The organism is Pseudoalteromonas sp. XMcav1-K (assembly GCF_044005875.1).
GTDB classification, from domain to species: domain Bacteria; phylum Pseudomonadota; class Gammaproteobacteria; order Enterobacterales; family Alteromonadaceae; genus Pseudoalteromonas; species Pseudoalteromonas spongiae.
In genome coordinates, this window is the sequence record NZ_JBIPJE010000024.1 from 67865 (window position 1) to 89902 (window position 22038).

14 protein-coding genes are annotated in these 22038 nt (G+C 39.4%); 7 read left to right on the forward strand and 7 right to left on the reverse strand.

Features of this window, described 5'->3' with window-relative positions:
* Nucleotides 1-98 precede the first annotated feature (98 nt).
* Nucleotides 99-2651: a TonB-dependent receptor gene (locus tag ACHSBP_RS02590; RefSeq protein WP_395388086.1), complete on the reverse strand. Its 2553-nt coding sequence runs from the start codon at nucleotides 2649-2651 to the stop codon at nucleotides 99-101.
* A gap of 1006 nt (nucleotides 2652-3657) precedes the next feature.
* Nucleotides 3658-4884 (reverse strand): threonine/serine exporter ThrE family protein, encoded by a 1227-nt coding sequence (locus ACHSBP_RS02595; RefSeq protein WP_395388087.1) that lies wholly within the window; start codon nucleotides 4882-4884, stop codon nucleotides 3658-3660.
* Nucleotides 4885-5230: 346 nt separating this feature from the next.
* On the opposite strand from ACHSBP_RS02595, the gene ACHSBP_RS02600 reads away from it, so the two are divergent.
* Together ACHSBP_RS02600 and ACHSBP_RS02605 are read left to right on the forward strand one after the other, a co-directional pair.
* Entirely contained in the window at nucleotides 5231-6043 is an 813-nt protein-coding gene (locus tag ACHSBP_RS02600) for a substrate-binding periplasmic protein (protein ID WP_395388088.1), read from the forward strand.
* Nucleotides 6044-6183: 140 nt separating this feature from the next.
* Nucleotides 6184-6480 carry an antibiotic biosynthesis monooxygenase gene (locus tag ACHSBP_RS02605; protein ID WP_010559329.1) on the forward strand — a complete coding sequence of 99 codons (297 nt, stop codon included), beginning with the start codon at nucleotides 6184-6186 and terminating at the stop codon, nucleotides 6478-6480.
* 118 nt (nucleotides 6481-6598) lie between these two features.
* On the opposite strand, the gene ACHSBP_RS02610 is transcribed toward ACHSBP_RS02605, so the two are convergent.
* Both ACHSBP_RS02610 and ACHSBP_RS02615 read right to left on the reverse strand, forming a co-directional pair.
* A complete protein-coding gene (locus tag ACHSBP_RS02610) occupies nucleotides 6599-8563 on the reverse strand; it encodes a methyl-accepting chemotaxis protein (RefSeq protein WP_395388089.1) in 1965 nt (654 codons plus the stop codon).
* A gap of 140 nt (nucleotides 8564-8703) precedes the next feature.
* Nucleotides 8704-9936 carry a glycosyltransferase gene (locus tag ACHSBP_RS02615; protein WP_395388090.1) on the reverse strand — a complete coding sequence of 411 codons (1233 nt, stop codon included), beginning with the start codon at nucleotides 9934-9936 and terminating at the stop codon, nucleotides 8704-8706.
* Nucleotides 9937-10165: 229 nt separating this feature from the next.
* On the opposite strand from ACHSBP_RS02615, the gene ACHSBP_RS02620 reads away from it, so the two are divergent.
* From ACHSBP_RS02620 to ACHSBP_RS02635, 4 genes are all read left to right on the forward strand, one after another.
* Entirely contained in the window at nucleotides 10166-12571 is a 2406-nt protein-coding gene (locus ACHSBP_RS02620; protein WP_395388091.1) for a prolyl oligopeptidase family serine peptidase, read from the forward strand.
* 147 nt (nucleotides 12572-12718) lie between these two features.
* Nucleotides 12719-14659: a methyl-accepting chemotaxis protein gene (locus tag ACHSBP_RS02625; protein WP_395388092.1), complete on the forward strand. Its 1941-nt coding sequence runs from the start codon at nucleotides 12719-12721 to the stop codon at nucleotides 14657-14659.
* 325 nt (nucleotides 14660-14984) lie between these two features.
* Nucleotides 14985-16931 carry a methyl-accepting chemotaxis protein gene (locus tag ACHSBP_RS02630; protein WP_148665283.1) on the forward strand — a complete coding sequence of 649 codons (1947 nt, stop codon included), beginning with the start codon at nucleotides 14985-14987 and terminating at the stop codon, nucleotides 16929-16931.
* Between the two features lie 140 nt (nucleotides 16932-17071).
* Nucleotides 17072-17449 carry a ribosome recycling factor family protein gene (locus ACHSBP_RS02635; protein ID WP_010559323.1) on the forward strand — a complete coding sequence of 126 codons (378 nt, stop codon included), beginning with the start codon at nucleotides 17072-17074 and terminating at the stop codon, nucleotides 17447-17449.
* Between the two features lie 98 nt (nucleotides 17450-17547).
* Here ACHSBP_RS02635 and ACHSBP_RS02640 read toward each other — a convergent pair whose 3' ends face one another.
* Nucleotides 17548-18501 (reverse strand): GlxA family transcriptional regulator, encoded by a 954-nt coding sequence (locus ACHSBP_RS02640; RefSeq protein ID WP_010559322.1) that lies wholly within the window; start codon nucleotides 18499-18501, stop codon nucleotides 17548-17550.
* Nucleotides 18502-18604: 103 nt separating this feature from the next.
* Here ACHSBP_RS02640 and ACHSBP_RS02645 point away from each other — a divergent pair, with 103 nt between their 5' ends.
* Nucleotides 18605-19165: an HD domain-containing protein gene (locus tag ACHSBP_RS02645; RefSeq protein WP_010559321.1), complete on the forward strand. Its 561-nt coding sequence runs from the start codon at nucleotides 18605-18607 to the stop codon at nucleotides 19163-19165.
* Nucleotides 19166-19267: 102 nt separating this feature from the next.
* Here ACHSBP_RS02645 and ACHSBP_RS02650 read toward each other — a convergent pair whose 3' ends face one another.
* Nucleotides 19268-20500, reverse strand: a complete 1233-nt coding sequence (locus ACHSBP_RS02650) for a M12 family metallopeptidase (protein ID WP_158523461.1) — start codon at nucleotides 20498-20500, stop codon at nucleotides 19268-19270.
* Between the two features lie 76 nt (nucleotides 20501-20576).
* Nucleotides 20577-21944, reverse strand: a complete 1368-nt coding sequence (locus tag ACHSBP_RS02655) for an L-serine ammonia-lyase (protein WP_010559319.1) — start codon at nucleotides 21942-21944, stop codon at nucleotides 20577-20579.
* Nucleotides 21945-22038 lie beyond the last annotated feature (94 nt).

Consider the following 22038-nt stretch of genomic DNA (forward strand, 5'->3'; position numbering starts at 1 on the left):
CGCTGTTTTGGGGGGTTCTGAAGTGTAAGAGTTTTCTAATAGGGGGCAGTCCTGTGTTAGCTCTGCGCAATTAAGCGCAGTGAAACTCTTTTTCAGAATTAAAAATTAAATCGAACACCTGCAACATAGCGACGGCCATCGGCATAAACACCGGTTAGTGCTTGTTCTACGCCTTTTTCTTGGTAGCTAAAGGTATGCTCGTCGGTTAAGTTAATGGCTTCAAATACTAATGTAATGTTCTCGGTTACGTTGTAGTTAAGATTGGCATCAATTTGTCCGTAATCGTCTACATAACCCGGCCAACCAAGACCTGTATCATAGCCTGTGCGGTAGTTGTATGAAATACGACCGTTTAGGTACTCATTTTCATAGTATGCACTTAGGTTAATCGTGTGCTCAGAGTTACCAGGAATAGTGATATCTTCACCATTTGGACCTTTCGCTTCACCATCAACATAGGTGTAGTTAGCCATTACACCTAGGCCTTGATAAATATCGTGCTGCACTGCAAGCTCTAAACCTTGAATTGTACCGCTACGACCATTTACCGGGCGATTTACCAATATACCAACACCTTCGTGAGTTTCAAGCGTTAGCTGTGAGTCTAAGAAAGATTGAATATCTTTGTGGAATAGGGCCGCTGAGAACAAACTTGCTTCATCAAAGTACCATTCAATACTTACATCAAACTGATTTGCACGATACGGGTCGATATCTGGGTTACCACCTGTGCCGGTTTTAGTTTCTAGGTTGTAAGAAGTAGATGGTGTCATTGAATTATAATCTGGGCGAGACATTACGCGTGCAGCTGCAAGTCGCATAATAAGGTCATCATCTAAATCAATCGCTAAGTTAAGGCTTGGTAGAACGTCAAAATAGTCTTTTGATTGCGTTTGCCAATTTTCACCAACGTAAGCGCCTGTATCTTGGTTTGTTTGTACTAAACGTACGCCTAAGTTACCGCGCAGGCTATCTGCGTCAATATCCGCCTTAATGTAACCAGCCAAGATTTGCTCTTCTACTTCAAAGGTACTTGCTTTTAATAAGTTGTATTGCCAACCTAGGGCATCACCTTCACGACGTACTTTGTTTGAATCAGTAATGGCGTAGTTTTTAAGTGTACCATTTGAGCCTAAACCCGATAGATAATCTGACGGCATTTGGAGCGAATAATCGGCTAATGACCAGCCTAAATCAGTACGTGTTGCAGTTTGACGTTTCTCATTATAGCGACTGTGGTCACGATATTTAGCACCAAACTTAATATTATTAAATACCGCAACATCAACTGGACGGTTAAAGTCTACTTGTACATAATGCTCATCGTCTTTGGCGTTATTTTGATCGTAACGCAAGAAATCAAGTGACCATTTAGTGCCATCAGCGGGATCAGCGCTATAGCTAGTTTTTATATCTTCAACGCTTGACGCATCATACGAATGCACGTAGTTACCACCCCAACCAACGCTACGGTCAGCGTGTGAACCACCTGAGCCTTTGGTATAACCTAAGTGTACTGAGGTTTGCCAAATATCACCTTGATAATCTGCTTTTAAATCATATGACTCAGTGCTAAGTTCAGAGTTACGCACTTTGGTCTCATCAAGAATATTATTGCCATCTGGCGATAAACCGAGTGTGCCTGCAATAAGCATTTTGCCAACTTTGTCATGATCAATAATAGTCACGTCTTGATATTTTGAACCGCCGTAGCCAGGTAACCACAAGAAGTTTTGGTTCTCATTGTTAGCTTCTAATGTTGAATCAAGGGCATTAAAGGTAATGTCTAAGGCATCACTTGGACGGTATTGTATTGATGCATTGAAACCAGTGCGGACACGCTCTTGCGAAAACATGGCTGACCCACCGCCACCAGAACTATAAACATTCTTATGAACTGTACCATCTTCCATTTCAATATCGCGATGCGTCCAGCTCCATGATTCAATACCATCTCGGCGTAAATTGCGTTGCTGACGTACCACTGAGATTAGTGCACCAAAGGTTTCGTCTTCATTTTTCCATGAATATAAGCCACTTAGTTGTGGGTCAGTTTCACCTGATACTTCACTGTGTTGCGCCATTAAGCTACCAGCGATTTTATTGGCTTCTAATTCTAGTGGTTTACGGGTACGAACGATCACTGTACCACCAATAGAGCCCTCATCAATATCGGCTTCTGGTGACTTATACACTTCAAGTCCAGATACAATTTCTGAAGGAAGCATAGTGTAATTAAAACCACGACTAGCAGGGGAGTTTGTCCACCAATCTACTGAGCCTACAGCTTGGCCATTTAATAATGTTCTGTTTTGGCTTTCAGACGTACCACGAATACTAACTCGCTCACCTTCACCAAAATTACGTGAAATCGATACGCCGGTAATACGTTGAAGCGATTCTGCTACGTTTTGGTCTGGAAATTTGCCAATGTCTTCAGCGGTTACGGCATCAACAACCGAACCCGAAAAACGTTTAGTATTAAGTGATTTCACTAAGCTGCCACGGATCCCGCGGACCTGAATTACCTCAACGTCGCTTTGTTCAGCAGTGTTTTCTTCTGCAGCGTGTACATATGTTGTGCTTAAGCTCGCTGCCAATAATGCCTGACTAATAGCTAGGCTTAATTTATTCTTAGTAGATATAGCCATTGTTTCCCCTTGCGATGTAAAAACCATCAGTTGTTATTTTTTAACGGTAACTGTTTGCTTAAATCACACACCGTTAACAATTGCCCGATGCGGAATGTGTTTTAAGCTGGGGTAATAGCTACATGATTAGTTGTGAATCGTATTGATTGGTTATGAATAGTTATGAATTATAAAATTTAATTTAAAATAAATATCAAAAACAATAGCTTGTAGTTTGGTTCGTTTTTAATAAATTAAGTTTATTTAACAAAATTTGTAGAATATTAATTGATTCATATGCTTATTCGATATTGAAATCGGATGAAAAAGGGTTTATGTGTTGTTTAATTGTTAAATTTCTATGTGGTCGCTATAAAAACTATCGCTGAGTACGATGCTTGATTGGCCGTTTTAAAAATAAGCCTTTTAAGTAACAAGTGGGTTGTGTCGTTCACTTTTCGCTTTTACTAAGTTGATGGTAATCAGCGCTTGATATAGCACTACCGTAAAAATGTCTAAATTAGGTTTGTAAAAATTAATTATTCGAAAAGCACTTACCTCCATTTTTGTGTGTGTACAGAGTTAACGGGCTATACAAATGAGAAGGTATTGAGTTTTGTTTTTAATTTTTGCCGCCGATGAAGGTATTTAAAAAAGGCTGAGACAGAAAGCATATATAGAAAGCTGAGCCATTACACGTTAGTTGTTTTACATAACCAAAGTGATAACGCGATTCAAAAAACAAACATACAGCTTGGTACAACACGTTTTGATTTGAAAGAAGCTTATATTTGAAAGAAGTTATACGGCTAAGAGCAAGGCTCTCTAATTAATTGGATTTTCTTATGGTGTTGGTATTTTTTGTCAAATGAAGTCGGAGTAAAAAGCGGGCTCAGATCGTTCGAGCAATGAGTCGTTTGATCTCATGATATTAAAAAAGCTATTTAAGGCTTGAGTTAGCCGTAACATGGTTAATGAATAATGCTGGTGGAAAAAGTGAGTCGCCTAGGTTGGCGACTCATATATATTAAAGGCTTTTCTTTGGAGGTAATGCCACGTTTGCAAATATGAGTCCGGCAACAAGAGACATAAAAATAAGAAACGTTTGTTGGCCAATACCTGTGCTTGCAATAAACTCTTGCCCTGAGATTAACGAGTTTAATCCGATATAGGTTTTACTTCCGGGAACCAATACGATCAAACCTTGCATTGCTACAATACATGCGGGTGCATTGGCAACACGTGTAAAGAAGTTACTATAAACACCAACAGCAAACGCACCAACAAATGTGCCGAGTGCATAATCTAAATACAGGGCGCCCGCAATACTTGCGCCATAAGCGACAAACCCCGCCACAATTGACCACACTGCATGTTTCGCTTTGGTACGAAAGATAACGATTAAGCTCATACATAAAATAGCGATGGCAAGCCAAGCAGTCCATTTTGGCATTTGTGGTGGTGCAACAAAGTCGGTTTGACCAAATAGCGAAAAGCCTACTGCAATACCTAAAAATGCGCCAAAATAGAGCTTAAAGAGCAGCATTAAGGCATCCATTACGCGCGCAGTACCAGAAACTAAATGACGTGCAGATAATTCAGCCAGACCAAGTGTTAACGCTAAGCCCGGTATAAATACAATGATGGCGGATAATATAACCATGCGTATATTGATGCCAGGGTCGATGTAAACGCTTATCGCGCACGCTAAGATGGCGGCAACAATAGAAACCACAGCTTCAAGCATATGGGCAACACGTTTCGAACGTTCTGACCACAGCACAAACAAATAAATAACACCGCTAATTAACGTTGACCAAAGTACATCATTCCAACTTGTTCCCATTAGCATGGCAAATGCACCGCCTGACATAACAAATGCAATACCCGTAACAAAGCGGTTGTATGGGTTAGGTAAATTCGCTATTTCATCAAGTGCGTGGTCGGCTTGTTCTAAGGTAATTGTGTAGTCAGTTAGTTTATCGACTAGTTCATCACTGCGTGCAAGCGCGCCTAGGTCTAATTCACCTGGGGCAACACGCGCCGCATGGGTATATTCGTCTTCGTGGCCTTCTGTCCAGATAACAAATGTTAATGCGGTTGGTGTAATTATAAACGACGCTTTTAAGCCTAAAAATGTTGCTAAATTTTCTAGATGAGCTTCTAGTCGGTAAGCAGGTGTACCGAATTTGTGCAGCATTTTACCAAGCTTTACAATAAAGCGGCGTTTTTGCGTAAAACTAGCTGTGTTCAAGGTTTTAAATCTACATATACAGTGATGACTCGCAAATTTTATGTTTTATTTACGGTTTGTCTAGTTTTGTTTATGTTAAATATCAACAATTGTAATAAATCCGGGTCAAGATCAATAAAACATCCATCAATTTATACATATTGATAACAAAGGTAATTTATAAAATAAATTATTAATTTTATGTTAACGTTAAAGTAACATAGATCAAAGCGCAAGGCTGATTGTTATGGAATGACGTGCTGTAATGTGTAACTAATTGGTTAGGTACGGCCTATTAGTATTGTTTGCCGATGTATTAATGTGCGAATAGTATGGTTTGGTATGAAAAGGATATTGAGGTGTAAACGTGAACTGGATAGTCAAACTTGTCATTATAACTGTATGTTTTAGTAATCTTGTGCAGGCGTATGAGAATGTAACAGTCACTATTTATACGGAACACTTTCCGCCATACAACTTTCGAGAGGGCGATAAAATCAAAGGCATTAATCATGATATTGTTGCCCGTGCATGCGAAGTCGCAGGTATAAAGTGCAAATTTAAAATGTATCCTTGGCAGCGTGCCATGGCATTGTCATTATCAAAACGTTTTGCTGGGCTGGTTTCGACTTCCCGATTACCAGACCGCGAAGCACATTTTCAATGGGTTGGGCCATTAGTGTCGAGTCCCGCATGTTTTTACAAGTTAGCTCATCGGAGCGACATTAGCATTGCGTCAAAACAACAGCTTAACCATTACACAGTGGGATTAAACAAAGGCGATGTTTATGAACACGTGCTGCAAAATTGGGGCATGCAAGAAAACGTTAATTACGTTATTTACTCAGAAAAATTTGGCGAAGTTGACGCGTTTAAAAAAGGGAAGTTAGATTTATTTATTGCATCCGCTAATACACTTCAATACCACATAGACAGCGATAGACTCGCATTGCACGAAGTTGAACCTGTATTTGTAATAAGCGATGAGGCATTACTGGGCAATTATTTAGCGCTTAATTTGGCAATGCCGATTGAAATAGTCGAGAAACTACAAAATGCGCTGATTGAATTAAATCAAAGTAACGAAATTCAGTTAATTAAAAAGCGTTATATTCCGACAGCCCAAAGTGTGATTTCAGAATCAGAATTATCGTTAACTAAACGCTGTATTTATGGTTAGATTTTTTAAGTAAAATTCTCAATTTAGTAATCGTGATTTTGCTAACGTTGTAAATCTTCTTCACCTTTGTAAAATCACCTATCTAGTTTTGCACCAGAATCTGACACAACACGTCATCGGTATAACTTTAAGGGAATAATATGTTTAGAGTGGTATACGAATGGAAAGTGCCCGTAGCGCAGCAACAAGCATTTCAAACAATTTGGCGTACAACAACCGAAACGATTCATAGTACGGTAGAGGGCGCGCTGGGTAGTTTTATGCTGCGTTCAAGTGATGATCCTGAAAAAATACTCACAGTTGCTAAGTGGCATTCACGCCAACATTGGCAACAATTTTGGGGTAATTGTAACCCCCATCAAATGCAGAAGATGCGAGCTATAGCCGAGCGCATTTCGGTTGAAACATTTGATGAATTAGAAGATAGAAGCAAGTGATGAGTGTTACTTATCACTGATTCTAAGCCAATAAAACCAAATTGTATTAGACAAAGTGCCCAGGTTCTTAAAAGCGGATCACTTTCAAAAACTTGGGCACTTAAATTATTAATTCAGTTTAGCTAAGTCTAAATTTAGACCCGATCACATTTAATTCATCGGTGAGCGCTTTTAGCTGTAAACTGGCGTCAGCAATGAGTTCTGCGCCTGCGGCGTTTTCAAGTGCTGCATTGTTTATTGCGGTAATGCTTTGGGTTATTTCTTCAGCAGCAATACTTTGTTGCGCAGCCGCCGTTGCAATTGCTTCGGTATTTTGCGTCATCATATCCATATCAGCTAAAACATCGTGCATGGTTGCTTCACTGTTTTTGGCTTTTTCAAATGTGGTATTAGCAAGCTCGGTACTTTGCTCTATCGCAGTAACGGCACATTGTGTATCTGATTGTAATTCGTGAATTATTTTCTCAATATTGGCCGTAGATTGCTGCGTTTTGAAGGCAAGTTGTCTAACTTCATCTGCCACCACGGCAAAGCCGCGGCCTTGTTCACCTGCGCGGGCTGCTTCAATCGCGGCGTTTAGCGCAAGTAAGTTGGTTTGCTCAGTAACGCTTTGAATCACTTCTAGCACCGAGTTTATGCCAATACTTTTTCGTTCTACTTGATTAATAACACTGTTAGCTTGGTTTAACGAGGTTTCTAACTGTTCGATTGCACTGAGTGCCTCATGAATATCACGGTTCGCTTCTTTGCTTTTAAGGCTTGCCAGCTGTGTTTGTTCAGAGCAATCTTTAGCGTTATTTGCCACTTCTTCAATGGTAATGGTCATTTCGTGCATTGCAGCAGATACGCGTTCAATACTAACGTGTTGCTCCTCTAAGCTTGATTTGGCTTGAATACTGGTTGAGCTTGTTTGCGACGCCATGCCTGTTAGTTGTTGGCTTGAAGAGATAATTGAACTAATAATGCTATGTAAACTTTGGTTCATTTTTTTCATTGAGTTAAGCAAACCAAAGGTGTACTGATTGCCAAATTGGTGTGTTAAATCACCATCAGCGATTTTCATCGCCAGTTTATGAATGTCTTTTGGTTCGCCACCAATTGGTTTTAAAATTGAGCGGGTAATAAGTAGTGCAGTAACAACAATACACACTAAGCTAAACAGCGAAATTATTAAAATTGATGATTTTAATGTTGCGGTTGCAGCAAAGGCCTCGGCGGCATCAATTTCTGATATAAGCACCCAGTTTATGTCGGCAAAGTTGATTGGCATATATGCCGATAAGACAGCGTTGTCATTATAGTCTTGAATAATTTCGGTATTACTGATGCCGCTCAGCCCTTTGGTTACAGCAAGCGTGCTAACGCCATTATCGGTTATATTACCAGCGAAACTCGCTTTAACGCTGCGGCCAACGGGGTCTAAAAATGAGTCAGAGCGCATGCGATGATCTTGCCCAACAATATACGACTCACCAGTTTCACCCATACCTGCGCGTTGCTGCATTAACGTGTTAATTTTGGTGATTGATAGTTGTAACGCAATCACACCTTTAATTTCGCCGTTTTGTCTAATTGGCTGTGCGATAAAAGCAGCGGGCTCATTGTTACTCGGTGCGTAGGCCGAAAAATCGATAATATTAAAGCTCTGGTTTAGCATTGTTTTGTTAAACAGGCTTGCCAAGCCAGATTGCGCATAAGGGCCATCAAGCAAATTTGTTTGATAGTCTGATTCTTTTGTAACGCTGTAAAAAATATCACCATTTAAATCAATTAAGAATAAATCGTAATACTGATTGGTTTCGATAAAGCGCTTAAAGTAGTCTTGCTTTTGCTCAGCTAATTCTGCGTTTGTTACATCATCCATGTTGGTCCATGACGATGCAATTAACGATAAATCGGCTTTACTTTGGGCAAAGTAATTACGTATTTCCGTCGCTTTGATGTTTTTGATTGACGTTAATTGATTAAATGCTTGTTGTTCAAGTGCATTATTAGAAATTGTAATTGCGATAAGAGTAATTATAAACACTGGCACTAATGCCTGTGCTAAAAACGAAAATAACAGTTTTTGCTTAAGATTCATACGGTTTGAAACGATTTAGAGTAAAGTAAGTACAATATGTTACATTGTAATATAACTGTCATATAATGAGAATTGTTACTCTTTGTAAATGGGCAATAATGTTAAATTATTAATAATGCTCTTTTTATGTATATCGTTTTTTATTCGTCGTTATGTCGCGATTTGTTTTTTTCAGTGATCCATTGCGACATATATTTTGTGCTCGCATGCATATGATGTTTAAGCATTTGTCCGGTAAAGTTATTCAAACGATGTTGTTCTAAATCATTACGTAGCGAATTGATTTTTTCAATTAAGTCGCAAGCTAGCGGTGCTTTAGCAAATTTTTCAATCAGCTTGTTATGGCACAAAGATGATTTTTGTTGCCACAGTGCACTATTCGAATATAAATTTACGGCATCAGTAACAATATTTTCAGCGTGCTCACTCACAAGACCGGGCCAGTTTTCACTGTCGAACATGCCTTCAATACCAATTGGGGTTGTGATAGAAGGGGTTTGACACACCATGGCATCTAAAAACTTTCCTTTTATACCAGCACCAAAACGCAGTGGACTTAACATCACTTTGGCATTTTTTATTACTTCATAGGCGTCATCGCACCAGCCTTTTACAATAAAACCGGTTTTTTCATTAGAAATAGCCGTGGCTTTTGGTGGTGGATACGAACCATAGATATGTAGTTCTGCGGTTGGAAGTTGTTTACGGATCTGTGGCCAAATTTGCTGCAAAAATAACACACTATCCCAGTTTGGTGCGTGGCGAAAATTACCTATGGTGACAAAGTGCTGGCGCTCTTGAAAGCTTGGGTTCTCTGACAACTTATCGGTATCAAACATAAAAGGCAGATGATGCAATAAACTTGGCTCAAGCTTATATTGTGCTTGCAACAAGTTCATTTCATAGTCTGAAATAATAAGTGATAAATCACAGCGCAAAATGGCCGCAATTTCACGCTTTGCCAGATCAGATGACCAGTCTTGTGTTGTTAATGCGCGTCCCGCTTTGTGTGCTAAATGGCGTGCGTTTCTAACGCTCTGTAAATCTTCCGTATCAAGGATTTTCAACGCGTTAGGGCAGTATGTATCGACACGCCAGCCAAATTGTTCTTCCATCATAAAGCGGTCAAACATCACAATATCTGGGTTAAAAGCCGCAATATAGTCGTTAAAACTGTCACAATTTAGGGTAATTTCAGCGCTTGAAACGTGAATGCTGTTAAGGTCAAACATATGTGGCGTTTTTTGCGCAGGTGAGGCAAATTCTACCTGCCAGCCTTGCTCTAAAAATGTGTGCATAATCGACAAAATATGGCTGCCTGCAGCTGATGATTTAGGTTCCGGCCACACATAACCAATAACAAGAACTTTCACGGTGTTTCTCAACAAAAATATAATCGGCGCATTTTATCGTAAATTTAACGCAATTGCTTGAGTAAGCTAATTATAATCAATAGTCTTGAAGTCGTTTTACGATTCAAATGATTGAATGGTAATCAATTAAAATAAAAAGTAAGGAAGGGAAGGCTAAAGTAGGCTGCAAAATTAAGCTTATATCACTTCTCGTTTGCTTGAATAATAAAATCACTACCAAGGAACAGTAATGAAACTACTTAAATTATTGGTTGTTGCTGGTGTGTTTTGTGGTTCGTTTGCTCATGCTAATGAGCAAGATAGCTATCAAACACCAAGTAAAGCATTAGCCGATTTAGTTGATGCGAAACTAGCGCCAACAACGCGATTATCGCCCGATAATCAATGGATGGCGTTTTTGGAGCGTCAACGTATTGCAACACTGCAAGAGCTTGCTAAACCAGAACTTAAACTTGCAGGTATTAAGTTAAATCCTAAAAACTTCTCGCGAGCGCGACCTCGTTCAAAGTATCTGTCTATTACGTTTAAACACTTAGAAAATGGTCAAAACTTTACGGTTAAAGGCTTGCCAGAGGGACGTATTTTATCACCATCGTGGTCTCCCGACAGTCAACATCTTGCATTTTTTATTGAGCAAGCGCATACGGCACAGTTATACCTTTTTAATATTTCAGAGCGCCGTTTGATCGCTGTTGATAACGCACCGCTTAATTCGGTGATTACGTCACGCCCCTATACTTGGTTACCTAATAGTGAGGGGTTATTAATTAACCTTGCCGCGAATGCCAATAACCAAGCTCCGTCAGCAGAAAATGCGTCGATTGTACCCGTTATATCGCAAACAAGTGGCGAAAAAGCACCAGTACGTACATATCAAAATTTACTGCAAACACCACACGATAAGGCACTTTTTTCGTTTTATGGCTTAGGCCAGTTAGCTAAAGTGTCGCTTAGCGGTAATGTTACAAAGTTGGCAAAGCCGGGCGTTATTCGCTCTTTTGTACCTTCGCCTAACAGTGACTACATTTTACTTGGGCAAATAGAAGTACCGTTTTCTTATTTAGTGCCTTATTCACGTTTTGCAACTAACTGGCAAGTAATCGATACAAAAGGAAAGCCTGTAGCAAGTGTTGAAAAACAAACGCTTGCCGAAAATATTCCGCAAGGCTTTGACAGTGTAAGAACAGATCGCCGTAGTTTTTCATGGCGTGCTGATAAACCAGCAACGCTAGTATGGGCACAGGCGCAAGATAACGGCTCAATGAAAACTGACGTGCCATTTCATGACTTCGTTTATAGTTGGAAAGCACCGTTTAACAGTGAACCAAAGCTCTTTGCAAAAGTTGAGCGCCGTTTTGCTGGCATTGAATGGGCGAATGATAATGTTGCTATGTTGAGTGACTGGCGTTTTAGCGACAGAAAGATTCGCACGCAAATTATCAATCCAGAAAACCCTGACGGCCCGCGCGTACTGTTTAATGAACGCTCGTATAACGACGCGTATAACGACCCTGGTAACTTTGTTTACGAACAAACCGAGTTTGGTACGCGCGCGGTGAAAGTGGTTGGCGAGCGATACATGATGCTAACTGGTACTGGCGCATCAGAAAAAGGCAATATTCCGTTTTTAGACCAGTTTGATATTAAAACAGCATCGTCAAAGCGTGTTTGGCAAAGCGAAGCGCCATACTATGAACGTGTGCGTGCGGTGCTTGATGACGCAGGTGAAAAACTGATTACACTTCGTGAATCTAAAACAGAGCAACCGAATTTTTACATTCGTGACTTAAAACAAAATACGCTGACGCAATTTACCGAATTCGCTCACCCTTACCCAGACTTTAAAAACATTAAAAAAGAGCAAATTAGCTATACCCGTGATGATGGTGTGGAACTTAGTGGCACTTTGTATTTACCTGCAGATTACAAAGGCGGCAAAGTGCCTGTGTTGATGTGGGCTTACCCGCTTGAATACAAAGATAAAGCAGTTGCATCACAAGTACGTGATTCACCATATGAATTCACCTATATTGGCTATTGGGGACCGATGCCGTATTTAGCTAAAGGCATTGCGGTATTTGATGATCCAAAAATGCCGATTGTCGGTGTTGATGGCAGTGAGCCTAATGATACTTTTAGAACGCAATTAGTGAGCAGTGCACAGGCTGCGGTTGATACGCTGGTTGAAAAAGGCGTAGCCGATGAATCACGCATAGCCATTGCGGGTCACTCGTATGGTGCATTTATGGTAGCGAATTTGTTAGCTCACAGTGACCTATTCAAAACCGGTATTGCGCGAAGTGGCGCATATAATCGTACATTAACACCGTTTGGTTTCCAGGGTGAAGAACGTGATTTTTGGCAGGGACAAGCCGTGTATTCAGCAATGTCACCGTTTTTCCATGCGGAAAAAATTAATGAGCCTATGTTAATGATCCATGGTAAAGACGATCCAAACTCTGGTACTTATCCAATGCAGTCTGAGCGTATGTATAATGCGCTTAAAGGCTTAGGTAAAGAAGCAAGATTGGTAATGTTACCATATGAAGGCCATGGCTATCGTGCAAGAGAGAGTATTTTGCACGTGCTTTGGGAGCAAGAGCAGTGGCTTGAGCAACATTTATTGAGTAAATAGACTCAATAGCGCTTAGCAAATGTCAGAATCGCCAGCATTTAGTGCTGGCGATTTTTTATTGTTATTTTAGCAATATTTCGTTTTAAAACATATAACATTGATAATTTTGGTCTATGCTTTTTATACCCAAAACCAAAATAACAATTCATGAAGCTTTCAGATATCAGCATTCGCAATGCACTTATTGCCACCATCACACTTGCACTTGTTTTAAGTACACTTTTCTCAACGCTTTTTAGCAGTAATCAATTTAATTCTGTGTTCGATGAGTTTAACGAGCAGGAATATTTTCCGGCGTTACTTGGCAAAGTAGAAGCCAGTATTCGTGCTGAACTTAATACGCCCATCGCGTTATCGAAAGCACTTGCGCAAAATGACTTTTTAATTGATTGGGCGTTAAAAGGCGAAAAAAACGATGAATGGCCCCGCATTCAACAGTATTTTGCCAATGTTAAAAATACCAATGACGCAGCCGTTGTGTTTTGGGTATCGCAGCAAAGCTTAAACTACTATCAAAACGATGGCATTTTAAAAACGCTATCGGCAAGTAGTGATCGCGACAGTTGGTTTTTTCAGTTTATGCGCTCGTCAAATACCCAACAAGTGGCTGTTGATGTAGACGAGCAGTCAAAACGCTTAACCGCCTTTATTAATGTAAAAGTGAACGCTAATGGGCAAGATTTAGGTCTCACTGGTCTAGGTTACGACATCAGTAAAATTATCGATATTGTAAACCAGAATAAAATTGGCAAAACAGGGTATGTATTTTTATTGCGCCCAGATGGCAAAATTGCTGCACACCCAAACCAAGCGTTTGTGGGTAAAGATTATCAAGCTATCAACAAATACTCACCATTATCAGCGCTACTGTCTCATTCAGCTTCACAGCAAACGCAATTAGAAAAAATTAAACTTGATAACGAAACCTATTTTGCAGCTACGCAAAATTTAGAAGACATCGGTTGGCAGTTGGTTGCATTGATGCCAACCAGTGAAATGAGCAGCAAAATATCCAAAGCGATGATGTTAACAATTGCCGTGAATAGCGTAATCGCGGGTGTGTTTATTGTGCTTATGGTGTGGATTGCTAATCGCGTGTCTCGCAGTATTGCAAGTATTGGTAGCAAACTGCTTGAAATGGGTAATCAAGGCGGCGATTTAACCATGCGTTTGGATGATTCACGTCAAGATGAACTCGGTGACTTAGCGCGAGGGTTTAATGCGGTTATTGCCAACAATCAAAAAATGGTGATTAAACTTAAAGACATCGAATTGCAAATGGCGCAAGACATTCAAGCCCTAGTCGATTCGTTCGATCAAGTGACGAGCCTTTCATCAAATCAAGATGCACTAAGTGAACAAGTGGCATCGGCTATTACTGAAATGGGCACTACGGTTTCTGAGGTGTCAAACCTTGCACTTGATACTGCTAACACCAGCGAAGACGCCGTAAGTGATACGAAACAAAGTATCGAACAAATGCAGTCAAGTACATTGGCGATGAACCAGTTAACCCAGGTTATGGGCGAAGCGTATCAAAATATTCAAGAACTTGCAGGGCAGGCAGAGTCGATTAATTCAATTGTTGATGTGATTAACGCTATTTCAGAACAAACTAATTTACTTGCACTTAATGCAGCGATTGAAGCCGCGCGAGCAGGCGAACAAGGACGTGGATTTGCGGTGGTTGCTGACGAAGTAAGAACGCTTGCGAGTAAAACGCAAAGCTCGACGCAAGAAATTCGCGGACAAATTGATCAATTCCAACGTTCAACCGAAATTGTGCTCAATGCTATGGCACAAGGCAATGAAACCACCAGTAAAGTAAGTGAAACGTCGGCGCAATCGGCAGAAATTTTAACCACAATTGACCGCAGTATTACCGCGGTAAAAGATATGAACCAGCAAATCGCCACAGCGACAGAAGAACAAAACGTGGTGGTGCAACATATTAATGAGTCGGCAGTACAAATTGCTGACTTATCGAAGCAGTTCAATGATATAGCGGTTGCAGATCAACAACAGCTGAAACGCTTAAATCATTTAGCAAGTGAGCTGTCATCACTTATTTCAGAATTTACGGTATAAAGTAAAAATAAACGGGCTGCCCTGAAATAACGTTTGTTCAGGGTAGTGATTTTTGGCGCTTCATCTATACCAATTCATTCAATTATAAAAGGTGCATTGAGGCGATTATTGTATTAACCGCCGTTAACTTTGTTGATGTCGAATAACCCTAAAACTCTAATAGTGCTTTGTTTGTACGTTACTTATTCGGCGTGATAAGTCATCACATTGTTGCGTAAATTAACATTAACCGCTCGAAATCTTGTACCAATTATAATAAACTTCAAACCTATTTGCCTGGCAATTGATGCCAAGTGTTACTAATTATCAAACAGATAGCAGTAGTATGATAAAACGTCTCAATATCAGTATTCGCAATGCGTTAATCCTTACCATTACGTTTGCATTAGTGTTAAGCACCTTGTTGTCCACGCTATTTAGCAGTGCACAATTTAACCGAGTTTTCGAACAATTTAACGATCAAGCATATTTTCCTGCTTTGCTGGGTAAAGTTGAAGCAAGTATTCGTGCAGAACTAAACACCCCACTTGCACTAGCGAAAGGCATGGAACAAAACAGCTTTTTGATGAAATGGGTTGAAGAGGGTGAAAACGCTGAGCAATGGCCTGAAATTCAAGATTACTTCGAGCATATAAAAATTGAAAACAATGCGGCAGTCGTCTTTTTAGTATCAAGTGTGACAGGCAAGTACTACCAAAATGATGGCATTTTAAAAACCATCTCAACAACCGATCCGCGAGATGCATGGTTTTATGCCTTTATGCAAAAGCCAATTGAGCAACAACTTGCGGTAGCTGTTCACCAAGAAACGAAAAAGCTGATTGCGTATACGAACGTTAAAGTTAACTTAAACGGTAAAGACTATGGTTTAACGGGTCTTGGCTACGATATTAGCCGTATTACCGATATCATTAAAAACAATAAGATTGGTGAAGCTGGCTATGTATTTTTGATTAAGGATGATAACACCTTCGCAGCACATCCCAATGAACAATTAGTTGGTTCTGATTTTAATAAAATTGAAAAATACCAACCACTTAAGCAGCTTATTAATCAGTCTAAACAGCTTGAAAGTGCGCAAATCGGCACCCTTGACCTAATGGGTGAACAGCATTACGTGGCAAGTCAGTCACTTGAAGGTACGGGTTTAACGTTAGTGGCGCTATTGCCTAGTGCAGAACTGAGTGACCAAATTACTAGCGCGCTATTTAAAACTGTGGCAGTAAGTTTGGTGATTGCGATTGGTTTTATCGTTGTGATGGTGTTGTTGGCCAATCGTATTTCGAAAAATATCTCAGGTATTTCAGATAAACTACTCGCCATGGCACAGCAAGATGGTGATTTAACGGTACGACTTGATGACAGTCGACATGATGAATTGGGTACTTTAGCTAAAGGATTTAATGCGGTAATTGAAAACAATCAACGTATGATCACACGCCTTAAAGATATTGAAACTCAGCTTGCAAACGATATTCAGGTACTGGTTAAATCGTTCGAGCGAGTTACCGATTTGGCGTTCCAACAAGACGGTTTAAGTGAGCAAGTAGCCTCTGCCATTACTGAAATGGGCACAACAGTGGCAGAAGTATCGCACCTTGCCCTTGATACAGCGAAAAGCAGTGAGCACGCAGTAGATAACACTAAACAAAGCATTAGCCAAGTTGAATCAAATGCCAGTGCAATGAAAGCATTAACGAGCGTAATTGAAAAAGCGCATCAGGATATTCAACAATTGGCGAACCAAGCGGAATCGATTAACTCGATTGTTGATGTGATCAATGCTATTTCAGAGCAAACAAATTTGCTTGCGCTTAATGCCGCAATTGAAGCGGCGCGTGCTGGAGAGCAGGGGCGCGGCTTTGCGGTGGTCGCTGATGAAGTGCGAACACTAGCAAGCAAAACACAAGGTTCAACCCAGCAAATCCGCAGTCAAATTGAGCAGTTTCAACAATCAACCGAAACCGTACTGTCAGCAATGGCACAGGGTTTTGAAACGACAAAAGCGGTGAGTGAAAGCTCGGTTGAATCAAGCCAAACGCTTAACTTAATTGATGCGCGTATCACAGAAGTAAAAGACATGAACCAGCAAATTGCCACCGCGACAGAAGAGCAAAATCATGTGGTTCAACATATTAATGAGTCGGCAGTAGAAATCGCCGATTTATCTCGCCAATTCCATGGCATCGCGATGAAAGATACCGAGCAATTAAAGCAATTGAATGCACTGTCACATGAGCTATCTGAATTGATATCACGCTTTAAAGTGTGATATCAATTTATGTAACCTGTAGACCTTTCTAACAAGCTTAATAATTTGCTAACAATACGTAAATTTTACTGTGTAGAACAACTACATAAATAAAACGTTGCCTTGTTAGCATTTATTTAGCCTGTTAACACTGAGGTGCTTTGCAAATTCCAACCGTTAACATGCTTGAAATTCAATTAAACAGTTTTGTACGACGTATCGCGCAAGCGAATGAGTTAAAAGCGCTGATTAAGGCTTCTGGCGCAAAATTAACGCGAAAAGGGCGGTCTCGAAACTGGCGACTGCAAGGCGATTGGCCTCAGTTTGCGCTAATTATTGAATTGGCAGAAACGCAAAATGAGCCGAGTTGGTTATGGGTGATTACCCAACTAAAAAGTGTAAAGCCAAAAGCAAGCGCAAGTGAGCTAATTGAGATTGTAAGGCGAAACCCAACGATTACCCTTACGCAACTAATGGCAAAAACCGATTGCACCCTACTTGAAGGGCGACAGGCACTCGACAGTTTAGCATTTGATTAAATGTAGTAGCGCATATTTGATCTTGCAGTTTCGATAAATAGGTTTGAACTTCACCTGACAGGCTGCCATGAGCGAAAAGTAGGCGTAGAAGTAACTTTTCAATTCCCGTGAGAACTATTGAATAGTTTTCTCCATGACATTGGCGTTGTATCAAATCTTTTATTGAAATGCTTACGAAACACTTGTTCAGAGCTAAAGCCAGTTCTCTCTGATATTTTGGTGACAGAAAAGTGGGTGGATTCTAATAATTCTAAGCTTTTGTTAAGCCTAAGATTAATCAACCAAGATGTAAAACTGATCCCATTGGATGATTTAAAATTTCGACTGAAACTACGAGTGCTCATCATGCAGAAGGTAGCTGCACTTTCTAAAGTATGATTGTATGTAATGTTTTGTATAACAAAACTTATCAACGTTGCAATTCGCTCATCTCTTGGCTTTTCTATGGTTGGATTCTCTATATATTGTTTTTGTCCGCCATTACGTTCTGGAGATGAAACCATTACTCTGGCAATTTTGTTCGCTGTTTTAACCCCGTAGTAGTGCCTTACAATATAAAGGCAGCAATCGATAGCTGCAGCACTTCCAGCAGACGTGATTATGTTATTTTCAGCTAAATATAGGGGGTTAATATCACAAGAGGTGTGAGGAAATTTTGTTTTAAAATCATCTCCGTATTTCCAATGAGTTGTTGCTTTCTTGCCTTTCAGTAGTCCGCTATACGCTAGTGCATAAGCTCCTAGGCACAAACCAACGATTAACTTTTTATTATTGTGTGCGTCGACGAGCAGTTCTATCAAATGTGGACTCGGATGCTTTTCAGGTTGCCAGCTTGGAATAATGATTATATCTGCTTCATGAATAATAGAGGGGTCGTTTTCAATATCTATGCCTAACCCATTTGAAGAGTTTATTTTTCCGTTTGTTTCTGAACAGACTCGAACATTAAACAATCTTTTTTCTTCGAGTACAGCGTCTGCAAAAATAGCTATTGGCACTGAAAGGTGGAATAAGCTAATTCCTTCAAAAGCAACAATGACGACTTCTTTCATGTAATTTTGGCCAGATAGTAATATTTAATGCCATTATAGCCATATCGTATAATATTCATACCAATATAATGAATGCACTAATTTAATTATTGAAGGGTGAAACATGGCAATCGTTACTAGTTTTAAACTTGTTGATGAAATTTTAGAGCAGTTTCGTGATGTAATTAACAAAGATTTTGACGGCTATAGAAATCACATAACCAGAATGCTTAATTATTGTCATTTCTTATTGCCAAATATTTCAGAGGAAGAAAGTAAGAAAATTCAAATAGCCGCAGTTTTCCATGATATTGCACTGTGGACTCACGACAGAGTAGATTACCTTGTTCCATCGTATCAAGACTGTCATCAGTGGTTAGAAAAGCAAGGTCTTGATGACTGGAAAGAAGAAATTCAAATTATCATTGATATGCACCATTTGATTACTGAATATAAAGGCCCTTACAACGAATTTGCAGAAGTGTTTAGAAAAGCAGATCTGGTTGACTTCTCATTAGGCTTTATAAAAAACGGCGTAGATAAATCCTTTATTAAGGAAGTGAAACAGGCTATTCCTAATGCAAACTTTCACAAGACGTTAATTCGCTTTACTTTCATTCAGATAGGCCGAAACCCATTGAATCCGTTGCCGATGATGCGAATTAAAAATATCTATAAAAATTAGTATTGAAAGTCCGTAGTTGGCACTTTACTTATAGTACTGCAAATAGAGATTTTTGAGAGTTATCAAAAGCGGTCTTATTTCAGACCGCATAAAATGCAGAATCTACTTTTCTATATCTAGCTCATATCTGCCATACCCGCTTAATGAGTAAACAAGAAAATAATAAGACCCTTGATCAACATTAACATAAATTGTTTCGTTAGAACTGGTGTTTGTTGAACTTGAAGTCAGAGCCCAGCTACCGGTAAGGCTGTTCCATTTATACAAATACAAATTGAAGTTAGCTGAACTAGGGCCTTTTAGGGTAGCTCTTAAATTGCCGCCCTCAAATTCAAAGTAATTGCCATTTATTTGAATATCAGAATCACCGTTACCACTTAGTTGTCCCCTGTAGGTTTCAACATTTGTCGGTGGAATATAATTAGAATACAGTGTGTTAGCTGCGTTGATATCATTTTCAGAAAGATAGTTACCAAATCCCATATAACTCGTATCAACACCTGAAACTAACGGTGTTATAGTGTTATATCCATTTTTAGTGAATGCATTAGCAGGATAATGCATAATAGAATAATAGTCATAATTACCCCTGCCAGTGCTGTCACTAATGCTTTTCTGCTGAAAATTATATTCCATTCCATTTATTATATTTTGATAGTTGATCTGAACATAACTATCTCGGTCAGGCCTTGTATGTTCATGAAAAAATCCAACAGCATGGCCAAGTTCATGGAGTGCAGCGTGCAGACCACATAACTCACTAAGCGTTACTTTTTGTTTCCCGCCAACTCTACCAACCCATGAAGAGCAAGATCTACCGCCAGATACTGATATGTAATCATATTCATTTGTTCGGGGAACAAACTTCAAATTAGTCTTAGTATTCCATTGCTGAATTGCACTTATTACAGCCTGTTTCGCATAAGGGCCTAAGCTAGAATCAAAGACATAAGGAACAACGCCGTTCCTCCATAATTTACCCGTTGATGGATATACAGTATGTGCTTGCGTACCTATCCAGTCTCTTTTCAGGTCATTGTCATCTTCTTCTTTATATATTTTAAGACCATAAGTTTGAAGGTCATCGACACTACCCAAGATCATATCACCCAGATATGCTAGGCCATCTACGTCAACAACTGTGATTTTATCCCCATCAGAAGTATATATATCTATAAGTTCACGATTCTCACTATTGAACCCCCAAATACTATCCTGATTTAAAATTTCAGGGGGAGTCTTTTTTAGATTTTGTTTATTCTTTAGTTCGAGTGCATGCATGAATGTTGATGTTGATAAAAAAACAGATGCTAACAGCATGAATTTAATTTTCATTTTTTTCCCTATCAGATTATGTATATAAATTTTTAAAATAGTTGCGTGAGTCATTCAGATAAAAACTCCCCATGATTTAACACATTATTGTTTTGACGTTTATAGCTAATCCTCCTTCTGACGTTTCCTTGTATTTAGAATTCATATCTGTTCCCGTTTCATACATCGTTTTAATAACATCGTCTAACGAGACCTTTGATTCATTGGGTGAGTACACAGCCATTCGTGCTGCGTTAAGAGCTTTGACGGCTCCCATCGCATTTCTTTCAATGCATGGTATTTGCACTAACCCTTGAACAGGGTCACAAGTCATTCCAAGATGGTGTTCCATGGCTATTTCTGCAGCATTTTCAATTGAAGCTATACTTCCACCTAAAATATGAGCTAACGCTCCTGCAGCCATAGAAGAGGCAACACCAACTTCACCTTGACACCCAACTTCAGCCCCAGAAATTGAAGCGTTTTTCTTGTAAATATTTGCGATGGTATTTGCGATTAGAAAAAACTCCGCAGCTACTTTTGGGGTTATAGGCTTGATGTAAAAATTTACATAACTGAGGATTGACGGTATGACACCTGCGGCGCCATTAGTTGGGGCTGTAATTATTTTGTTACCAGCTGCATTCTCCTCATTTACTGACATTGCACATAAATTCAGAAAATCTAATTCACTTAAAGATCTATCATTGGAGTCGAGAAGATGTTTGAGCTTCAAATATAGTGATGGTGCTCTTCTTTTTACTTTTAGATTACCTGGCAAAATACTATCAGAGGACAGGAAACCTGCCTCAATACAGCTTTGCATTTCAGTCCAAAGTTGATAACACTCTTGGTCAATATTGTCTGTAAATTGCTCTTCAACTTTTCTAGCAAAAGTAGATAAATTCCAAGATTTTTCATTACAAAATTTTTTTATATCGCTAAACGTTTTGATATTCTTAAATGGCCCTTCATGATGATGCAAAGAGTTAATTTCATTCTCACAAACAACAAAACCGCCGCCAATTGAGTAATAAATTCGTGTCATCTCTTCGCTTTTATTTTCAAAACTTGCTGTTATTTTTATCCCATTAGGATGACCAGAAAGTTCAACTCTAGGGTTGTAATGAATATTGTCATTCGGATAAAACCTTATAGATTTACTTCCGTTCAAAAGGAGTACACCAGAGGCATTAACTAAATCAGCCTTCACTTTAGCTAAAACGATATCGATCGTTTCCGGAATGAAGCCCATTAATCCATAAATAATTGCAGTCCCAGTGCCATGCCCTATACCAGTGCTCGCAAGCGAACCATATAAATCAATGTTTATTTCATTAACGGTGTCTAATAATGATTTTTCAATCAGTTCATTACAAAATGAATTAACCGCTCTAGTAGGTCCAACAGTATGAGAGCTCGAAGGTCCAAAACCTCTAGAAAAGATTTCAAATATGCTGTTCATTTAAATCGCTAGTTGTTTAATTAGGTACATTTTTATATCAATCAAACACAGCTAAGGGCATAAAATTAGTCTCTATAAATGTCTCTTGAATATC

Excerpts from the sequence above, each read along its gene's own strand:
- ACHSBP_RS02645 (WP_010559321.1), top strand. The coding sequence starts at position 18,605 with ATGGCAATCGTTACTAGTTTTAAACTTGTTGATGAAATTTTAGAGCAG.
- ACHSBP_RS02655 (WP_010559319.1), bottom strand. The coding sequence starts at position 21,944 with ATGAACAGCATATTTGAAATCTTTTCTAGAGGTTTTGGACCTTCGAGC.
- ACHSBP_RS02620 (WP_395388091.1), top strand. The coding sequence starts at position 10,166 with ATGAAACTACTTAAATTATTGGTTGTTGCTGGTGTGTTTTGTGGTTCG.
- ACHSBP_RS02590 (WP_395388086.1), bottom strand. The coding sequence starts at position 2,651 with ATGGCTATATCTACTAAGAATAAATTAAGCCTAGCTATTAGTCAGGCA.
- ACHSBP_RS02625 (WP_395388092.1), top strand. The coding sequence starts at position 12,719 with ATGAAGCTTTCAGATATCAGCATTCGCAATGCACTTATTGCCACCATC.
- ACHSBP_RS02610 (WP_395388089.1), bottom strand. The coding sequence starts at position 8,563 with ATGAATCTTAAGCAAAAACTGTTATTTTCGTTTTTAGCACAGGCATTA.
- ACHSBP_RS02630 (WP_148665283.1), top strand. The coding sequence starts at position 14,985 with ATGATAAAACGTCTCAATATCAGTATTCGCAATGCGTTAATCCTTACC.
- ACHSBP_RS02605 (WP_010559329.1), top strand. The coding sequence starts at position 6,184 with ATGTTTAGAGTGGTATACGAATGGAAAGTGCCCGTAGCGCAGCAACAA.
- ACHSBP_RS02640 (WP_010559322.1), bottom strand. The coding sequence starts at position 18,501 with ATGAAAGAAGTCGTCATTGTTGCTTTTGAAGGAATTAGCTTATTCCAC.
- ACHSBP_RS02650 (WP_158523461.1), bottom strand. The coding sequence starts at position 20,500 with ATGAAAATTAAATTCATGCTGTTAGCATCTGTTTTTTTATCAACATCA.